The organism is Ramlibacter montanisoli (genome assembly GCF_013087525.1).
Classification (GTDB): domain Bacteria; phylum Pseudomonadota; class Gammaproteobacteria; order Burkholderiales; family Burkholderiaceae_C; genus Ramlibacter; species Ramlibacter montanisoli.
In genome coordinates this window covers 1,769,418-1,785,204 of record NZ_JABFCS010000001.1, presented here as the reverse complement: position 1 = coordinate 1,785,204, position 15,787 = coordinate 1,769,418, and the positions used below count along the sequence as shown (strand labels likewise).

Genomic DNA, 15,787 nt, shown 5'->3' with positions numbered 1-15,787 from the left:
AGCTTAGGAAGCGCCCGTGACACACCCGTGACGAATGCATGACGGCAGCGTGACGCGCAAGCGCTCTCGCCGCGCAAGGGGCGTCACGCCCCTGTCACATGCGCAACCTAGAGTCCGCTCATCGCTTCATTCCCCAACCCACAAGAGGATCGCATGACCATTCGCTTCCGGACCCTTGCCCTTGGCATCGCCACCGTCGCCTTCTCGGGCCTGGCCGCCGCCCAGGACATCACCGGCGCCGGTGCCACCTTCCCCGCGCCGCTGTACGCCAAGTGGGCCTCCGACTACAACAAGGCCACCGGCGTCAAGATCAACTACCAGTCGGTCGGCTCCGGTGCCGGCATCAAGCAGATCGAGGCCAAGACGGTCGCCTTCGGCGCCAGCGACATGCCGCTGAAGGACGAAGAGCTCGCGCAGAAAGGCCTGGTGCAGTTCCCCACCGTGATCGGCGGCGTGGTGCCGGTGATCAACATCCAGGGCGTGGCCCCGGGCCAGCTGCGCCTCAATGGCCAGGTCCTGGGCGACATCTTCCTGGGCAAGATCACCAGGTGGACCGACCCGGCGATCAAGGCGCTGAACCCCTCGCTGAACCTGCCGGATGCGGCGATCGCCCCGGTGCGCCGCGCCGACGGCTCGGGCACCAGCTTCATCTTCACCAACTACCTGTCCAAGGTGAACCCGGAGTGGAAGGCCAAGGTCGGCGAGGGCACGGCGGTCAACTGGCCGGCCGGCGCTGGCGGCAAGGGCAACGAGGGCGTCGCGGCCTTCGTGGGACGCCTGCCCAATTCGATCGGCTACGTCGAGTACGCCTACGTCAAGCAGAACAAGATGAACTACGCGCTGATGCAGAACGCCGCCGGCCAGTTCGTGGCGCCGGACGACACCGCCTTCAAGGCGGCCGCTGCCGGCGCGGACTGGTCGAAGAGCTACTACCAGATCCTGACCAACCAGCCGGGCGCGCAGTCCTGGCCCATCACCGGCGCCACCTTCATCCTGATGCACAAGGCGCAGGACAAGCCGGAACAGGCCGTGGCCGCCCTGAAGTTCTTCGACTGGGCCTACAAGAATGGCGACAAGACCGCCGATGAGCTGGACTACGTGCCCATGCCCGTCGCCGTGAAGGCCCAGGTCGAGAAGCTCTGGTCCAACCAGATCAAGGACGCTTCGGGCAAGACGGTCGCGTTCAAGTAAGCCCGGAACCGGGGGCTGGCGAGGGAGCGCGGTTCCGTGTCACCGAACTGTCACGGAACTGCCATAAAGTTCGCGGCAACGCCTGAAACCAGGAAGCTCCGCATGAACGCAAGAATCGTCCTCGCCACGCTCGCCGCCGCCGCACTGGCCGGCTGCGGCAAGCCCGATGCGCCGGCCTCGCCGGCCTCCCCCACGCCCGCTGCGCCCGCGGCACCCGCCCCGACGGGTGCCGGCGTCACCGGCGCCGGTGCCAGCTTCCCCGCACCGCTGTACACCAAGTGGGCCTCCGACTACAACAAGGCCACCGGCGTGCGGATCAACTACCAGTCGGTCGGTTCCGGTGCCGGCATCAAGCAGATCGAATCCAAGACCGTCGACTTCGGCGCCAGCGACATGCCGCTGAAGGACGAGGAGCTCGCGCAGAAGGGCCTCGTCCAGTTCCCCACGGTGATCGGCGGGGTCGTCCCCGTGGTCAACATCCAGGGCCTGTCCCCCGGCCAGCTTCGGCTGAACGGCCAGGTGCTCGGCGATATCTACCTGGGCAAGGTCACCAAGTGGACGGACCCCGCGATCAAGGCGCTGAACCCCACGCTGAACCTGCCCGATGCGGCGATCGCTCCCGTGCGCCGCGCCGACGGCTCGGGCACCAGCTTCATCTTCACCAACTACCTGTCCAAGGTGAACCCGGAGTGGAAGGCCAAGGTCGGTGAAGGCACGGCCGTCAACTGGCCGACCGGTGCCGGTGGCAAGGGCAATGAAGGCGTCGCCGCCTTCGTCGGCCGCCTGCCGAACGCCATCGGCTACGTCGAGTACGCGTACGTGAAGCAGAACAAGATGAACTACGCGCTGATGCAGAACGCGGCCGGCCAATTCGTGGCGCCCGAGGACAAGGCCTTCCAGGCCGCCGCCGCCAGTGCGGACTGGGCGAAGTCCTTCTACCAGATCCTCACCGAGCAGCCGGGTGCGCAGGCGTGGCCGATCACGGGCGCCACCTTCATCCTGATGCACAAGGCGCAAGACAAGCCGCAGGCCGCCGCCGCGACGCTGAAGTTCTTCGACTGGGCCTACAAGAACGGCGACACGACCGCCGACGAACTCGATTACGTGCCGATGCCTGCGGCGGTGAAGGCGCAGGTGGAGAAGCTCTGGTCGGCGCAGATCAAGGACGGCGCGGGCAGTGCCGTCGCCTACAAATAAGAAGAAAAGGGCCCGCGTGTCCTCCACCACCATTCCCGACCCGGCGCGGCTGGGCGACGCCGAACAGGCACCGGCGGACCCTTCCGGGAGCCGCGCCCCGCCCGCGCAAAGGCCCGCGCGCGGAGGAGCGATCATCGACCGCATCTTCGGCTGGACCGCTTGCGCGGCGGCGCTGGTGACGCTGGCCCTGCTGGCCGGCATCCTGGTGTCGCTGGTGATCGGCGCGCAACCCGCGATCGAGAAGTCCGGGCTGGGTTTCTTCACCAACACCGTGTGGGACCCGGTCGCCGGCAACTTCGGTGGCGCCGTGATGATCTACGGCACCATCGCGACCTCGCTGATCGCGCTGGTCATCGCCGTGCCGGTGAGCTTCGGCATCGCGGTCTTCCTCACCGAGCTGTCCCCGGCCTGGCTGAAGCGGCCGCTGGGGACGGCGATCGAGCTGCTCGCCGCCGTGCCCTCCATCGTGTACGGCATGTGGGGCCTGCTGGTGTTCGGCCCGCTGCTGGCGAAGTATGTCCAGCAGCCGCTGCAGTCCCTGTTCGGCAACGTGCCGGTGCTGGGGCAGCTGTTCTCCGGGCCGCCCGTGGGCATCGGCATCCTGGCGGCCGGCATCATCCTGGCGATCATGATCATCCCCTTCATCGCGGCGGTGATGCGGGACGTGTTCGACGTCACGCCGCCCATGCTCAAGGAGTCGGCGTACGCGCTGGGCTCCACGACCTGGGAGGTGGTGTACCGCGTGGTCCTGCCCTATACCAAGGGCGGTGTCATCGGCGGCATCATGCTGGGGCTGGGGCGCGCGCTGGGCGAGACCATGGCGGTCACCTTCGTGATCGGCAACTTCAACCAGCTCGACACCTTGAGCCTGTTCGCGCCCGCCAACAGCATCACCTCCGCCCTGGCCAACGAATTCGCCGAAGCGGCGGACGGCCAGCACCAGGCCGCCCTGATCTACCTGGGGCTCGTGCTGTTCTTCATCACCTTCGTGGTGCTGTCCCTGTCCAAGGTGCTGCTGGCGCGCCTGCGGCGCAACGAGGGGACGCGGACATGAACGATCGCGAGAAGAAGTACCTGCGGCGCAAGCGTGTCAACAAGGTGGCGCTGGCCCTGTCGCTGGCCGCCATGGCCTTCGGCGTGTTCTGGCTGGTCTGGATCCTGTGGGAGACGGTGCGCCTGGGATTCGCGGGACTGACCTGGGCCACCGTCAGCCAGATGACGCCGCCGCCCAACGAGGCGGGCGGCATCCTCAACGCCATGTGGGGCTCGCTGCTGATGGTGCTGCTGGCGACCTTCGTGGGCACGCCGATCGGCATCATGGCCGGCATCTACCTGGCCGAGTACGACGCCAAGGGCTGGCTGGGCAACACGACCCGCTTCGTCAACGACATCCTGCTGTCGGCGCCGTCCATCGTCATCGGCCTGTTCGTCTACGCCGTGGTGGTCGCGCGCTACAAGCATTTCTCCGGCTGGGCCGGCGCGATCGCGCTGGCGCTGATCGTGATCCCGATCGTGATCCGCACCACCGAGAACATGCTGCTGCTGGTGCCGTCCGGCCTGCGCGAGGCCGCCTATGCCCTGGGCGCGCCCAAGTGGAAGGTGATCTCCAACATCACGCTGCGCGCCGCGCGCGGGGCGTGGTCACCGGCGTGCTGCTGGCCGTGGCGCGCATCGCCGGCGAAACGGCGCCGCTGCTCTTCACCGCGCTGAACAACCAGTTCTTCACTTCCAACATGAACGAGCCGATCGCCAGCCTGCCGGTCACGATCTTCAAGTTCGCCATGAGCCCGTACGAGAACTGGCAGCAGCTGGCCTGGGCCGGCGTCTTCATCATCACCCTGGCCGTGCTCGGCCTGAACATCCTGGCGCGCATCCTCACGCGCAGCCGGATCTGAAGCGAAACCATGGACGCAACCTTCGCCCCCGAACAGACCGTGCGCCCCAAGCTGGCGGTACGCAACCTGAACTTCTACTACGGCAAGTTCCTGGCCCTCAAGCACATCAACCTGGACATCGCGGAGCACAAGGTGACGGCCTTCATCGGCCCGTCCGGCTGCGGCAAGTCCACGCTGCTGCGCACCTTCAACCGCATGTACGAGCTGTACCCGGACCAGCGCGCCACCGGCGAGATCATCCTGGACGGCGAGAACCTGCTGACCTCCAGCGGGACGTGGCGCTGCTGCGCGCCAAGGTGGGCATGGTGTTCCAGAAGCCGACGCCTTTCCCCATGTCCATCTACGACAACATCGCCTTCGGCGTGCGCCTGTTCGAGAGCCTGCGCGACGCCGACATGGACGACCGCGTCGAATGGGCGCTGCGCAAGGCGGCGCTGTGGGACGAGGTGAAGGACAAGCTGAACCAGAGCGGCTCGGGCCTGTCGGGCGGGCAGCAGCAGCGCCTGTGCATCGCGCGCGGCATCGCGATCAAGCCGCAGGTGCTGCTGCTGGACGAGCCGTGCTCCGCGCTGGACCCGATCTCCACCGGCAAGATCGAGGAGCTGATCGTGGAGCTGAAGAAGGACTACACGGTGGTGATCGTCACGCACAACATGCAGCAGGCCGCGCGTGTGTCCGACTACACCGCCTACATGTACCTGGGCGACCTGGTCGAAGTCGGCGAGACCGAGCAGATCTTCTTCAAGCCCAAGCGCCAGGAGACCGAGGACTACATCACCGGCCGGTTCGGCTGAAAGCAGGAAACACGATGGCAGACAAGCACCTCTCCACCCAGTTCGACAGCGAGCTCAACTCGCTGTCCTCGCGCGTCATGGAGCTCGGCGGCCTGGTCGAATCCCAGATCCGGCAGGCGATGGTGGCGCTCGCGGAGTTCAACGGCGACGTCGCGCGGCAGGTGCTGGAGACCGAGCACCGCGTCAACCAGATGGAAGTGGACATCGACCGCGAGCTGTCCTCGGTGATCGCCCGCCGCCAGCCGACGGCGCGCGACCTGCGCCTGCTGATGGCCATCTCCAAGACCACGGCCAACCTCGAGCGCGTGGGCGACGAGGCCCGCCGCATCGCCAAGATGGTCCAGTCCATCCTGGAAAAGGGCGGGGCGGCGCGCGCGCTGCCCGCGGGCGAACTGCGGGTGGCCGCCGACCTCGCTTCCGCGCAGCTGCGCAAGGTGCTGGACGCCTTCGCGCGCCTGGATGTGACCGCCGCCGTGGCGATCATGAAGGAAGACCACATCCTGGACCGCGAGTTCGACGGCTTCGTGCGCAAGCTGATCACCTACATGATGGAGGACCCGCGCACCATCTCCAGCGGGCTGGACCTGCTGTTCGTGGCCAAGGCCATCGAGCGCATCGGCGACCACGCGAAGAACATCGCCGAGTTCATCATCTACGTCGTCAAGGGCGCGGACGTGCGCCACAGCTCGATGGAGAACATCGAGTCCGCCATCCGCTAGCGAGCCCATGAAGCACCAGCCCCGCATCCTGATCGTCGAGGACGAGCCCGCGATCGCCGAACTGATCGCCGTCAACCTGCGGCACAACGGCATGGCGCCGGTGTGGGCGGAAGACGGGGACTCGGCGCAGCGCGAGATCGACGCCGTCCTCCCCGATGCCATCCTGCTGGACTGGATGCTGCCCGGGCAGACCGGCGTCGCGCTGGCGCGGCGCTGGCGCGGCGAGGCGCGGACCAAGGCCGTGCCCATCCTGATGCTCACCGCGCGCGGCGACGAGGCCGACAAGGTGAGCGGCCTGGACGCGGGGGCCGACGACTACATCACCAAGCCCTTCTCCACCCAGGAGCTGCTGGCGCGCATCCGCGCCGTGCTGCGGCGGCGCACGCCGGAAAAGAGCGAGGAGACCGTCACGCTGGCCGGCCTGGCGCTGGATGCCGCGGCGCACCGCGTCACCTGGCAGGGCCGCCCGGTGAAGCTGGGCCCCACCGAATTCAAGCTGCTGCACTTCCTGATGAAGCATCCCGAACGGGTGCACAGCCGCCAGCAGCTGCTGGACCGCGTGTGGGGCGACCACGTGTTCATCGAGGAGCGCACGGTGGACGTCCACGTGAAGCGCCTGCGCGAAGCGCTGGGCCCCGCCGCCGGTGCGCTGGTCGAGACCGTGCGCGGCGCCGGCTACCGCATCACCGCGCTGCCCACCGCCGCCTGAGCACGCCGACGTGACCCTGCGCATCGCCAGCTTCCTTGCCTGCCTGGTCGGCGGTGCCGTGCTCGGTGCCCTGGTCGGCGGCGAGACGGGAGCGGCCATCGGCATCGCGGGTGGCGCCCTGGTCTGGTTCGTGACGGACGCCGTGGCCGCCGCGCGCGTGCTGGCCTGGCTGCGCACGGGCGAGCTGCGGGACGCGCCCCGCCTGGGCGGGTCTGGGGCGAGGCGGTCGACCGCGCGCGCCGCGCCGTGCTGGTGCGCGAGCGCCGGCTGCAGGAGGCCGAAGGCCGGCTGGCAGACTTCCTGGACGCGATCCGCGCGTCTCCCAACGGCGTGATCCTGCTCGACGCGCACGGCCGCATCGAGTGGGTGAACGACACCGCCGCGGCGCACTTCGGGCTCGATCCGGCGCGCGACCTGCAGCAGCACGTGGTGCACCTGCTGCGCGACCCCGACTTCGCCGCCTTCCATGGCAGCCGCAACTACGCGCAGGACGTCATCATCCCGGCGCCGGGCAGCACCGCCTCGCGCCCGCGCAAGCTCTCGCTGCGCCTGCACCCCTATGGCGAAGGCCGCCTGCTGCTGCTGTCGCGCGACGTGACCGCGGTGGAGCAGGCCGAGATCATGCGGCGCGATTTCGTGGCCAACGTGTCGCACGAGATCCGCACGCCCCTGACCGTGCTATCCGGGTTCGTCGAGACCCTGCGCACGCTCGACCTGCCGAAAGACGAGCGTGGCCGCTACCTCGGCCTCATGGGGCAGCAGACGCAGCGCATGCAGACGCTGGTGAACGACCTGCTGACGCTGTCGCGGCTGGAGGGCAGCCCCTTGCCCGGCGCGGGCGAATGGACTGCCGTGGCCAGCCTGCAGGCGCAGTGCGAGCAGGAAGCGCGCGCGCTCGCCACCAGCCTGGGCAAGGCGCTGGACCTGCGCTTCCCGCCGGCGCCGCCGCTCGCGGTCGGCGGGATCGCGAGCGAGCTGCAAAGCGCCTTCTCCAACCTGGTGAGCAATGCGGTGCGCTACACACCGGCCGGCGGGCTGGTGGAGGTGCAAGCCGGGCAGACACCCGAAGGCCGCCTGGAGTTCACGGTGCGCGACACCGGGCCCGGCATCGCCGCCGAGCACCTGCCGCGCCTGACGGAGCGCTTCTACCGCGTGGACCGCAGCCGCTCGCGCGAAACGGGGGGACCGGGCTGGGCCTGGCCATCGTGAAGCACGTGGTGCAGCGGCACGGCGGCGAGCTGCAGGTCGCCAGCACGCCGGGGGCGGGTTCGACCTTCACCATCGTGCTGCCGCCGGCACGGGTGCGGCCGCTGGCGCTCACGCCGGACGGAAGCGCCGCACAGCCCGCCACAGAATCAGCGGCAGGATGAGCGCGAGCAGCGCCAGCGCGAAGCTGCTGGCCAGCCAGAAGGCCGCGGGACTGTGCTGCGCCGGCCAGCCGCCCAGGCCCTTGTACGCGAGCTGGTAGCCGCCCACCACGCCCACGCCCCAGAGCAGCACGCAATAGGCCACGAGCGGCGCCACCGCCACGCGGTACGAGCGCAGCACGAACACGCACAGCGCCTGGATCGCATCGCCGAAGTGGTACAGGGCAACGATCGCCAGCAGGCCGGCGGCGACCGCGGCCACTTCGGGATCGGCCGAATACAGCGAGGCGATGCCGGATCGCGTGAGCAGCACGAGGCAGGCCAGCAGCACGGCGAACGAGAGTCCCATGCGAAAGCCCGTGCGGATGCTGCCGCGCGCCTTCTTGGTGTCGCCCGCGCCCAGCCAGAAGCTCACCCGCGCGCTGGTGGCGATGGCGATCGACAGCGGCACCATGTACATCACGGCCGCCAGGTTGGCGGCGACCTGGTGCGCGGCCGCCGAGAGGGTGCCCTGCCGCGCGATGAACAGCGACATCAGGGTGAAGGAGGTGACTTCCACCATGATCGCCAGCCCCGCCGGGATGCCGAGCCGGGCGAACTGCGCGATGGTCGCCCAGTGGGGGCGCTCCAGCGGCCGCCAGATGGCATAGGGCCGGTAGAGCGCATCGGTGCGCACCAGCCAGAGCGCCACGCCCACGAACACCCAGTTCACCACCACCGTGGCCCACGCGCAGCCGACCGCGCCCATGGCCGGCACGCCCAGGCCGCCGAAGACGAACCAGACGGTCAGCGGCACCTTGGCGACCAGCGAGGCGAGCTGCAGCCAGGTGACCAGCTGCGGCTTGCCCAGGCTCTGGTTCAGCGTGCTGTACATGCGGAACAGCAGCGCGGGCGGCAACGCCAGCGCCAGCACCCCCAGGTACTGCCGCACGTCCTGCTGCAGCGCAGTCGGCACTTCGGTGGCCTGCAGCAATGCGTTGGGAAACAGCAGGCCGAACACGCCCGCGATGGAAGCCAGCACGCCCAGGTACAGCGCCTGCCGCACCGAGCGCCCGACGTCGGCGTGCCGCCTCGCGCCGTGCAGCTCGGCCCAGATCGGCAGCAGGGCCTGCAGCACGCCCATCAGGGCGACGAACACGGTGATGTAGACGGCGGCCCCCACCGACAGCGCGGCGAGCGCCTCCTGCGAATAGCGGCCGGCCACCACGGTGTCGGTGATGCCGAAGGCCATGGTGGCCAGCTGCCCGGCCAGCACGGTGCCGGCGTGGCGGGCGATGACGCCTCGTTCCGACATCGGGCTAGCGCTTCTTGTACAGGAGCAGGTTCTCGCGCTGGTCGGTGGGGCGGCGCACGGTGGTGACCAGGCGCCACTGGCGCAGGTTCAGCGCCATCGGCAGCGAGCCCTGCAGGTCCTGCGCGGCCACCAGCCAGGGGCAGTTGCTGGGGATCTGCGCGTTGCGCACGTCCAGCTTGCCGTGGTAGCGCAAGGCGGCGATCTGCGGGCGGGTGAGGCCGAAGACTTCCACGCAGCCGGGCGCGTCCATGCGGCTGGTGATGCCCTGCACGACCGGCGCGTAGCTGCGCGCGTAGTCCAGCACCGGAAGCCACAGCGTCATCACCAGCAGCCAGCCCAGCGCGGCGCCGCCTGCAGGCAGCACCAGGCTTTTCCAGATCGCCTCGCGGCTGCGGCTGGTGCGCCAGCGCACGAGCCACAGCCAGGCGACGGTGGCCAGCAGGGCCGCCAGGAAGGCCACCCAGCCGAAGCTGGGTTCGAAGCCGGGGGCGAGCTTGGCGACGTTGGCCGCGGGCTTGGCCGGCACGCCGGTCTGCAGCGACAGCCAGATCACCCAGATCACCAGCGCGCAGCCGCTGAAGAACAGCAGGGTGAACCAGTCGATCAGCGCGGAGACGCTGCGCTCGAAGGTGGGCAGCGCGAACGCCGCCAGCGCCGCCAGCGCGGGCAGTCCCAGCAGCAGGGCGCGGTCCGGATTGGGTGCGAGCACGGTGGTCACCAGCGACACGGTGGCGAACCACAGGGGCAGCGCCACGTGCCGGCGTCCCAGCTGCCGGCGCCAGCGCCACACGGTCCACAGCGCGAGCGGCCATGCGGGCCAGGTGAACCAGACGATCAGGCGGGCAATGGACTTCGCCTCGCGGCCCGGGCCGGTGCCCGGCTCCAGCCGCCAGTGCCAGGTGTGGAAGGCCGCGGCGATGGCGGCGGCCGCGAGCGCGATCAGGATCACCAGCACGGCGCCGCGCAGGCCGCGTCCCTCGGCCTCCGCATCGGCCGGGGTGTCGGTCCAGTGGATGAGGGCGCCGCCGACGGCGAACACCACGCCCATGGCGGGCGCGCCGCTGAGCGCCAGGCCGGGCAGCGCGATGGCGAGCGCCACGGTGGGCAGCAGGATCCGGTAGGGAAGCGCCGCCAGGGCATAGAAGGCGAGGGCCGTGAATCCCAGCTGCGCCAGCGCCGGCGTCGTCTCGTGCGACAGCTGCATCAGGCCCAGGCACGCGATCAGCGCCAGCAGGCCGCCGTCCGCGATCGTGCGGGCGTAATCGGTGGGGTGGGCCTCGCCGCCGAAGGCGAAGGGCACCGGCTGGGCGCGCGGCGTGCGCGCGAGGTAGTACACGCCGTACCAGGTGGCCAGCAGCGTGATCACGAGCAGGCCGATGAAGGGGATGCGGGCGACGAAGTCGGCCGGGATCCAGGCGGGCGCGAGCTGGATCGCCCAGGCGCCCAGCCAGTAGGGCAGCAGGGCGTCGAAATCGGGGGCGTGACCCAGGAGCGTGGGGTCGATCCAGGACGTGCGGCCCGTGGCCAGCTCGAACATGTACCCGAAGGAGATGATGTCCGCGTTCTTCCAGGGCTCGCGCCCCAGGAAGCCGGGCAGCACGTAGGCGGCGCACAGCAGCAGCAGCGCCACCCGCGGCAGGCGGCGCACGGCGCTCTGGGCGACGATCGCGGGGCTGGGCTGTTTCACGCGCGGGAGTGTGTCACAGGAGGGGCGCCTTGCCGGCAAAGAAAAAGGCAGCACGAGGCTGCCTTTTGCGCAGGGTCCGCAGGGCTTACTTGCCGGCGCCCTTGCCGAACTTCTTGAAGAACTTGTCCACGCGGCCGCCCATGTCGTTCACCGACTTCTGGGTGCCCGTGTAGAACGGGTGCGATTCGCTGGAGGTGTCCAGCTTGAACAGCGGCAGCTCGCGGCCGTCGTCCATCTTGACCATCTCGCGCGTGCTCACGCAGGAACGGGTCACGAACTTGAAACCGTTCGACAGGTCCACGAAGCAGACGTCGCGGTAGTTGGGGTGAATGCCTTCTTTCATGGTGTCCTCGTCAGGTACGGCAGCCGCGCCAGGACATCTGGCGTACTTTCCGGAAAGCCTGCGATTATAGCTTCAGTCCCGGGGGCATGCCTCGGCCGGGCCGGCCCACCCTGGCACAGGCGGCGCCGCCAGCAAGAAGCCCGGCCAGGGCCGGGCTTTGGGGCGATGCGCGGAGGCTCAGCCGCCGCGCCGCATCATGTCGAAGAACTCCACGTTGGTCTTGGTGGCCTTCATCGACTTCAGGACCATCTCCATCGCCTCGATCTCGTCCATGTTGTACATGAACTGGCGCAGGATGCGGGTCTTCTGCAGGATCTCGGGGGCCAGCAGCAGTTCCTCGCGGCGGGTTCCGGAGCGATTGAGCTGGATCGAGGGGAACACGCGCTTTTCGTACAGGCGGCGGTCCAGGTGCAGTTCGCTGTTGCCGGTGCCCTTGAACTCCTCGAAGATCACTTCGTCCATGCGCGAGCCGGTGTCGATCAGCGCGGTGGCGATGATGGTGAGCGAGCCGCCTTCTTCCACGTTGCGCGCCGCGCCCAGGAAGCGCTTGGGGCGCTGCAGCGCGTTGGCGTCGACGCCGCCGGTCAGCACCTTGCCGGAGGAAGGCACGACGTTGTTGTAGGCGCGGGCAAGACGCGTGATCGAGTCCAGCAGGATCACCACGTCCTTCTTCAGTTCGACCAGGCGCTTGGCGCGCTCGATCACCATCTCGGCCACGTGCACGTGGCGGGCGGCCGGCTCGTCGAAGGTGGACGCGATCACTTCGGCCTTGACCGAGCGCTGCATGTCCGTCACTTCTTCCGGGCGCTCGTCCACCAGCAGCACCATCATGTAGCTGTCCGGGTAGTTGGCCGCGATCGCGTGGGCCATGTGCTGCATCATCACCGTCTTGCCGCTCTTGGGCGGCGCGACGATCAGGGCACGCTGGCCCTTGCCGATGGGGGCGATGATGTCGATCACCCGCCCGGTGATGTTCTCTTCGCCCTTGAGGTTGTCGCGTTCCAGGCGCATCTGTTCCCGGGGAACAGCGGCGTCAGGTTCTCGAACATGATCTTGTGCTTGTTGTCCTCCGGCAGGCCGCCGTTGACCTTGTCCAGCTTGGTCAGCGCGAAGTAGCGCTCGCCGTCCTTCGGCGTGCGGACCTCGCCTTCGATCATGTCGCCGGTGTGCAGGTTGAAGCGGCGCACCTGCGAGGGCGAGATGTAGATGTCGTCCGTGCTCGCGGTGTAGCTGGTGTCCGGGCTGCGCAGGAAGCCGAAGCCGTCCGGCAGGATTTCCAGGACCCCGTCGGCGAAGACCTGCTCGCCGGCGCGCGCGCGCTTCTTGATGATCGCGAACATCAGCTCCTGCTTGCGCATGCGGCCGGTGTTCTCGATCTCGAGCTCTTCGGCCTGCTTGAGGACTTCCGAGACGTGCAGCGCCTTGAGTTCGTTCAGGTGCATGGAGTGACCCCTTGGGGGTAGTGTTCTTGGTGTCTGGGGGAGGTTCGCCGGCGGGCGAGAGGTGCCCTGCGAACCGGAACTCGAACTGCCCGCTTGTGTTGGCGGATCAGCGAATGCGAGGGATTATGCAGCAAAAAAAACGAAAACGGGGCCGTGGCCCCGTTTGCGTGTGGTCCCGGCGCCTTTTACGCCAGCTGCTGGTCGATGAAGGCGGTCAGTTGCGCCTTGCTCATGGCGCCCACCTTGGTGGCGGCCAGCTGGCCGTCCTTGAACAGCATCAGGGTGGGGATGCCGCGGATGCCGAACTTGGCCGGGATGTCGCGGTTCTCGTCCACGTTCATCTTGGCGACCTGCAGCTTGTCCTTGTAGGTCTGGGAGACCTCGTCAAGGATGGGCGCGATCATCTTGCACGGGCCGCACCACTCCGCCCAGTAGTCCACCAGGACCGGCTTGTCTGCCTTCAGAACGTCGGATTCGAAGGAGCTGTCGGAGATGTGCTTGATCAGGTCGCTGGCCATGGGTTCCTCTCTGTGGGCGGGGCCATTCCCGCTACGGCTACAGTGAGGTCATTGTGACAGAAACGAAGACCCCTCGCCGGGAGCGGGACGGCGGGCACGCGCTATGGATGCGATAGCAATTCACCATCCGGCCGCGCGCCACTGGCAGGAACTCATGCAAGGGCTGCAGCGCGAGCTGCAGGCCCGCGGCGTGCATGCCGCGCGCACCGTCGTGCTGCTGCCCTATGCCCAGCTCATGCCGGTGGCGCGGCAGTTCTGGGCCGCGCTCGCCCCCACCGGCTTCGCGCCCCGCTTCGAGACCAGCATGAACTGGGCGCGCGGCATCGCCTGGGAGCCGGGCGAGCTGGACCTGTCCTTCGACATCGGCCGCGACCTGCTGACGGCGCGCGGCTGGCTGGAGCAGGGCGGATTGCGCGGCCAGGCCGACGCGCTCGCCGGACTGCTGGTGGACGCGGCCTGGCAGGCCGCCGATGCCGCGCGCGCCGTCCCCCGCCGCAGCGGCGCGGCGCCTGGGCGGCGCGCCTGCGGCCGCTGCTTTCGCAGGGCATGGAAGCGCCCGCGCTGGCCACCGAGGCGGCGATCGCGCGGATCGCCTTCGAATGGGCGGCCGCGTCGGCGTATGCGACCGACCCGCTGCTGGACGGCACCCTGACCGCGGACGTGGACCTGCTGGTGGTGCTGCAAGGCTTCCAGGCCGAGCCCATCCCGGCGGCGCTGGCGCTGCAGCTCGGCGAGCGTGCCGTGACCTGGCCGCTGGCGACCCAGGCCGCCACGGGTGCGATCGCGTGGCATGCCGCCGCCGATGCGACCGAGGAAGCGGAGCGTGCCGCGGCCTGCGTGCTGCAGCGGCTGGCCGCCGGCGAGGTGCCGGTGGCGCTGGCCGCGACCGATCGCGTGCTCACCCGCCGCATCGGCGCGCTGCTGTTCACGCGCGGCGTGCGCCTGCGCGACGAGACCGGCTGGAAGCTGTCGACCACGCGCGCCGCCGCCCACGTGATGGCGGCCCTGCGCGCCTGCGCCTGGGACGTGGGCAGCGATGCCGTGCTGGACTGGCTGAAGAACCTGCCGGCGATCGGCTCCGGCGTCGTGCAGGGGCTGGAGCGGCGCGTGCGGCGCAGCGCGCAGCGCGAGTGGCGCATGCTGCGCGGTGGCGACTGGGGCGAGGCCGCCTCGCTGCAGGACGCGGCGCGCCGCATCACCGACTGGCGCGAGGCGATGCAGACCAGCCGCACGCTGCTGGAGTGGATGGGCGCCGCCCGTGCGCTGCTCGCGGAGACCGGCCAGTGGGACCTGCTGCGCGCCGACGCGGCGGGCATGAAGACCATCGAGGCCCTGCGGCTGGACGCTTCCTCCGCGAGCGAGTGGCAGCACTGGCCGCACGCTCAGCGCCGCATGACCCTGCGCGAATTCACGGCCTGGGCCAACGACGTGCTGGAAAGCGTGAGCTTCGTGCCGCCGCACTCCGGCGACGAACAGGTGGTGGTGTTGCCCCTCAGCCAGCTGCTGGGCCATCCCTTCGCCTCGCTGGTGCTGCCCGGATGCGACGAGCGCAGCCTGCCCGCCGCGCCCGAGCCGCCGGCCGGCTGGACGCAGGCGCAGCGGCGCCTGCTCGGACTGCCGTCGCGCGAGGAACTCGAACAGGCGCAGCGCGCGGCCTGGAAGCACGCGCTGCAGACGCCGGTGGCGCACGTCCTGTGGCGCGCCAGCGACGACACCGGCGAGCGCAGCCTGCCCAGCCCGCTGGTGCAGGCGCTGGTGCTCGAAGGCGCCGGCGCCCGGGCGGAGGATCCGCGCCAGGCACGCGAGGAAGTTGGCACCGGCGTGCTGCCGCCTTCGCCGCAGGCGCCGCAACTGGTGCCGCAGCAGCTGTCCGCCAGCAGCTACGAGGACCTGCGCCGCTGTCCCTACCGCTTCTTCGCGCTGCGCATGCTGGGCCTGCGCGAGGCCGACGAGATCGAGGCCGAGGTGGACAAGCGCGACTTCGGCACCTGGCTGCACGGCGTGCTCAAGTCCTTCCACGAAAGCATGCAGGACGGCGCGGCGCTCACGCGGGAACAGCGCGCGACGCTGCTGGATGCCGCGGCCCGCGAGGGCATTGCCAGCCAGCGCCTGGACGAGGGCGAGTTCCTGCCCTTCGCCGCCGGCTGGCCGGCCGTGCGCGAGGGCTACCTGGACTGGCTCGCGCAGCACGAGGCGACGGGCGCGGTGTTCGACACCGCGGAGAGCGAGCACGAGGTGCAGCTGGGCGAACTGAAGCTGCAGGGGCGCATCGACCGCATCGACAGCCTGCCCACCGGCGGCAGCCTGGTCATGGATTACAAGACCGAAAGCCTGCAACTCACGCGCGCGCGCATGGCCTCGCCGCTGGAGGACACGCAGCTGGCCTTCTACGCGGCGCTGCTGCCGCAACGCGAGCTGCACGCCGCCTACCTGAACATCAGCGAGCGCGGCGAGGTCCGGCGCGTGGACCACGAACAGCTGGCGCTGGGCGCGCAGCTGCTGCAGGAGGCCGTGCAGTCGGAACTGCGCCGGGTCGCCGGCGGCGCGCCGCTGCCGGCGCTGGGCGAGGGCAGGGTGTGCGAGTTCTGCGCGGCGCGCGGCCTGTGCCGCAGGGACAGCTGGAGTGAGTGA

11 protein-coding genes and 4 pseudogenes are annotated in these 15,787 nt (G+C 69.6%); 10 read left to right on the top strand and 5 right to left on the bottom strand.

Annotated features, from left to right (window positions below):
* Positions 1-153 precede the first annotated feature (153 nt).
* The 8 genes and pseudogenes from pstS (HK415_RS08915) (at position 154) to phoR (ending at position 7,875) form a co-directional block, all read left to right on the top strand.
* A complete protein-coding gene (gene pstS, locus HK415_RS08915; RefSeq protein ID WP_171558285.1) occupies positions 154-1,191 on the top strand; it encodes a phosphate ABC transporter substrate-binding protein PstS in 1,038 nt (345 codons plus the stop codon).
* A 102-nt stretch (positions 1,192-1,293) separates the two neighbouring features.
* Entirely contained in the window at positions 1,294-2,388 is a 1,095-nt protein-coding gene (gene pstS / locus HK415_RS08910) for a phosphate ABC transporter substrate-binding protein PstS (RefSeq protein ID WP_171558282.1), read from the top strand.
* A gap of 130 nt (positions 2,389-2,518) precedes the next feature.
* The gene (gene pstC / locus HK415_RS08905) at positions 2,519-3,442 is read left to right on the top strand and encodes a phosphate ABC transporter permease subunit PstC (protein WP_309246819.1); all 924 of its coding nucleotides are present in this window, start codon (positions 2,519-2,521) and stop codon (positions 3,440-3,442) included.
* Positions 3,439-4,283: pseudogene (gene pstA / locus HK415_RS08900) on the top strand (phosphate ABC transporter permease PstA). Before pstC ends, pstA begins: the two are co-directional and overlap by 4 nt.
* A 9-nt stretch (positions 4,284-4,292) precedes the next feature.
* Positions 4,293-5,077 (top strand): annotated as a pseudogene (pstB, locus tag HK415_RS08895) (phosphate ABC transporter ATP-binding protein PstB).
* A 14-nt stretch (positions 5,078-5,091) separates the two neighbouring features.
* Positions 5,092-5,796, top strand: coding sequence for a phosphate signaling complex protein PhoU (gene phoU / locus HK415_RS08890; RefSeq protein WP_171558280.1), 705 nt, complete (start codon positions 5,092-5,094; stop codon positions 5,794-5,796).
* A gap of 7 nt (positions 5,797-5,803) precedes the next feature.
* A complete protein-coding gene (phoB, locus tag HK415_RS08885) occupies positions 5,804-6,505 on the top strand; it encodes a phosphate regulon transcriptional regulator PhoB (protein WP_171558277.1) in 702 nt (233 codons plus the stop codon).
* Positions 6,506-6,515: 10 nt separating this feature from the next.
* Positions 6,516-7,875: pseudogene (gene phoR, locus HK415_RS08880) on the top strand (phosphate regulon sensor histidine kinase PhoR).
* On the opposite strand, the gene HK415_RS08875 reads toward phoR, so the two are convergent.
* From HK415_RS08875 to trxA, 5 genes and pseudogenes are all read right to left on the bottom strand, one after another.
* Complete coding sequence (locus tag HK415_RS08875; protein WP_171558275.1) at positions 7,823-9,166, bottom strand: MATE family efflux transporter; 1,344 nt, start codon at positions 9,164-9,166, stop codon at positions 7,823-7,825. The pseudogene phoR and the gene HK415_RS08875 sit on opposite strands and share 53 nt — an antisense overlap.
* Positions 9,167-9,170: 4 nt before the next feature.
* The gene (locus HK415_RS08870; RefSeq protein ID WP_171558273.1) at positions 9,171-10,853 is read right to left on the bottom strand and encodes a hypothetical protein; all 1,683 of its coding nucleotides are present in this window, start codon (positions 10,851-10,853) and stop codon (positions 9,171-9,173) included.
* Positions 10,854-10,938: 85 nt separating this feature from the next.
* The gene (locus HK415_RS08865; RefSeq protein WP_171558270.1) at positions 10,939-11,196 is read right to left on the bottom strand and encodes a type B 50S ribosomal protein L31; all 258 of its coding nucleotides are present in this window, start codon (positions 11,194-11,196) and stop codon (positions 10,939-10,941) included.
* Positions 11,197-11,373: 177 nt separating this feature from the next.
* A pseudogene (rho, locus tag HK415_RS08860) lies at positions 11,374-12,638 on the bottom strand (transcription termination factor Rho).
* Positions 12,639-12,823: 185 nt separating this feature from the next.
* The gene (gene trxA, locus HK415_RS08855) at positions 12,824-13,156 is read right to left on the bottom strand and encodes a thioredoxin TrxA (protein ID WP_171558267.1); all 333 of its coding nucleotides are present in this window, start codon (positions 13,154-13,156) and stop codon (positions 12,824-12,826) included.
* A gap of 154 nt (positions 13,157-13,310) precedes the next feature.
* Here trxA and HK415_RS24835 point away from each other — a divergent pair, with 154 nt between their 5' ends.
* Entirely contained in the window at positions 13,311-13,808 is a 498-nt protein-coding gene (locus HK415_RS24835) for a hypothetical protein (RefSeq protein ID WP_253261821.1), read from the top strand.
* Positions 13,703-15,787, top strand: a complete 2,085-nt coding sequence (locus HK415_RS08850; protein WP_253261820.1) for a PD-(D/E)XK nuclease family protein — start codon at positions 13,703-13,705, stop codon at positions 15,785-15,787. The genes HK415_RS24835 and HK415_RS08850 overlap by 106 nt, the downstream gene beginning before the upstream one ends.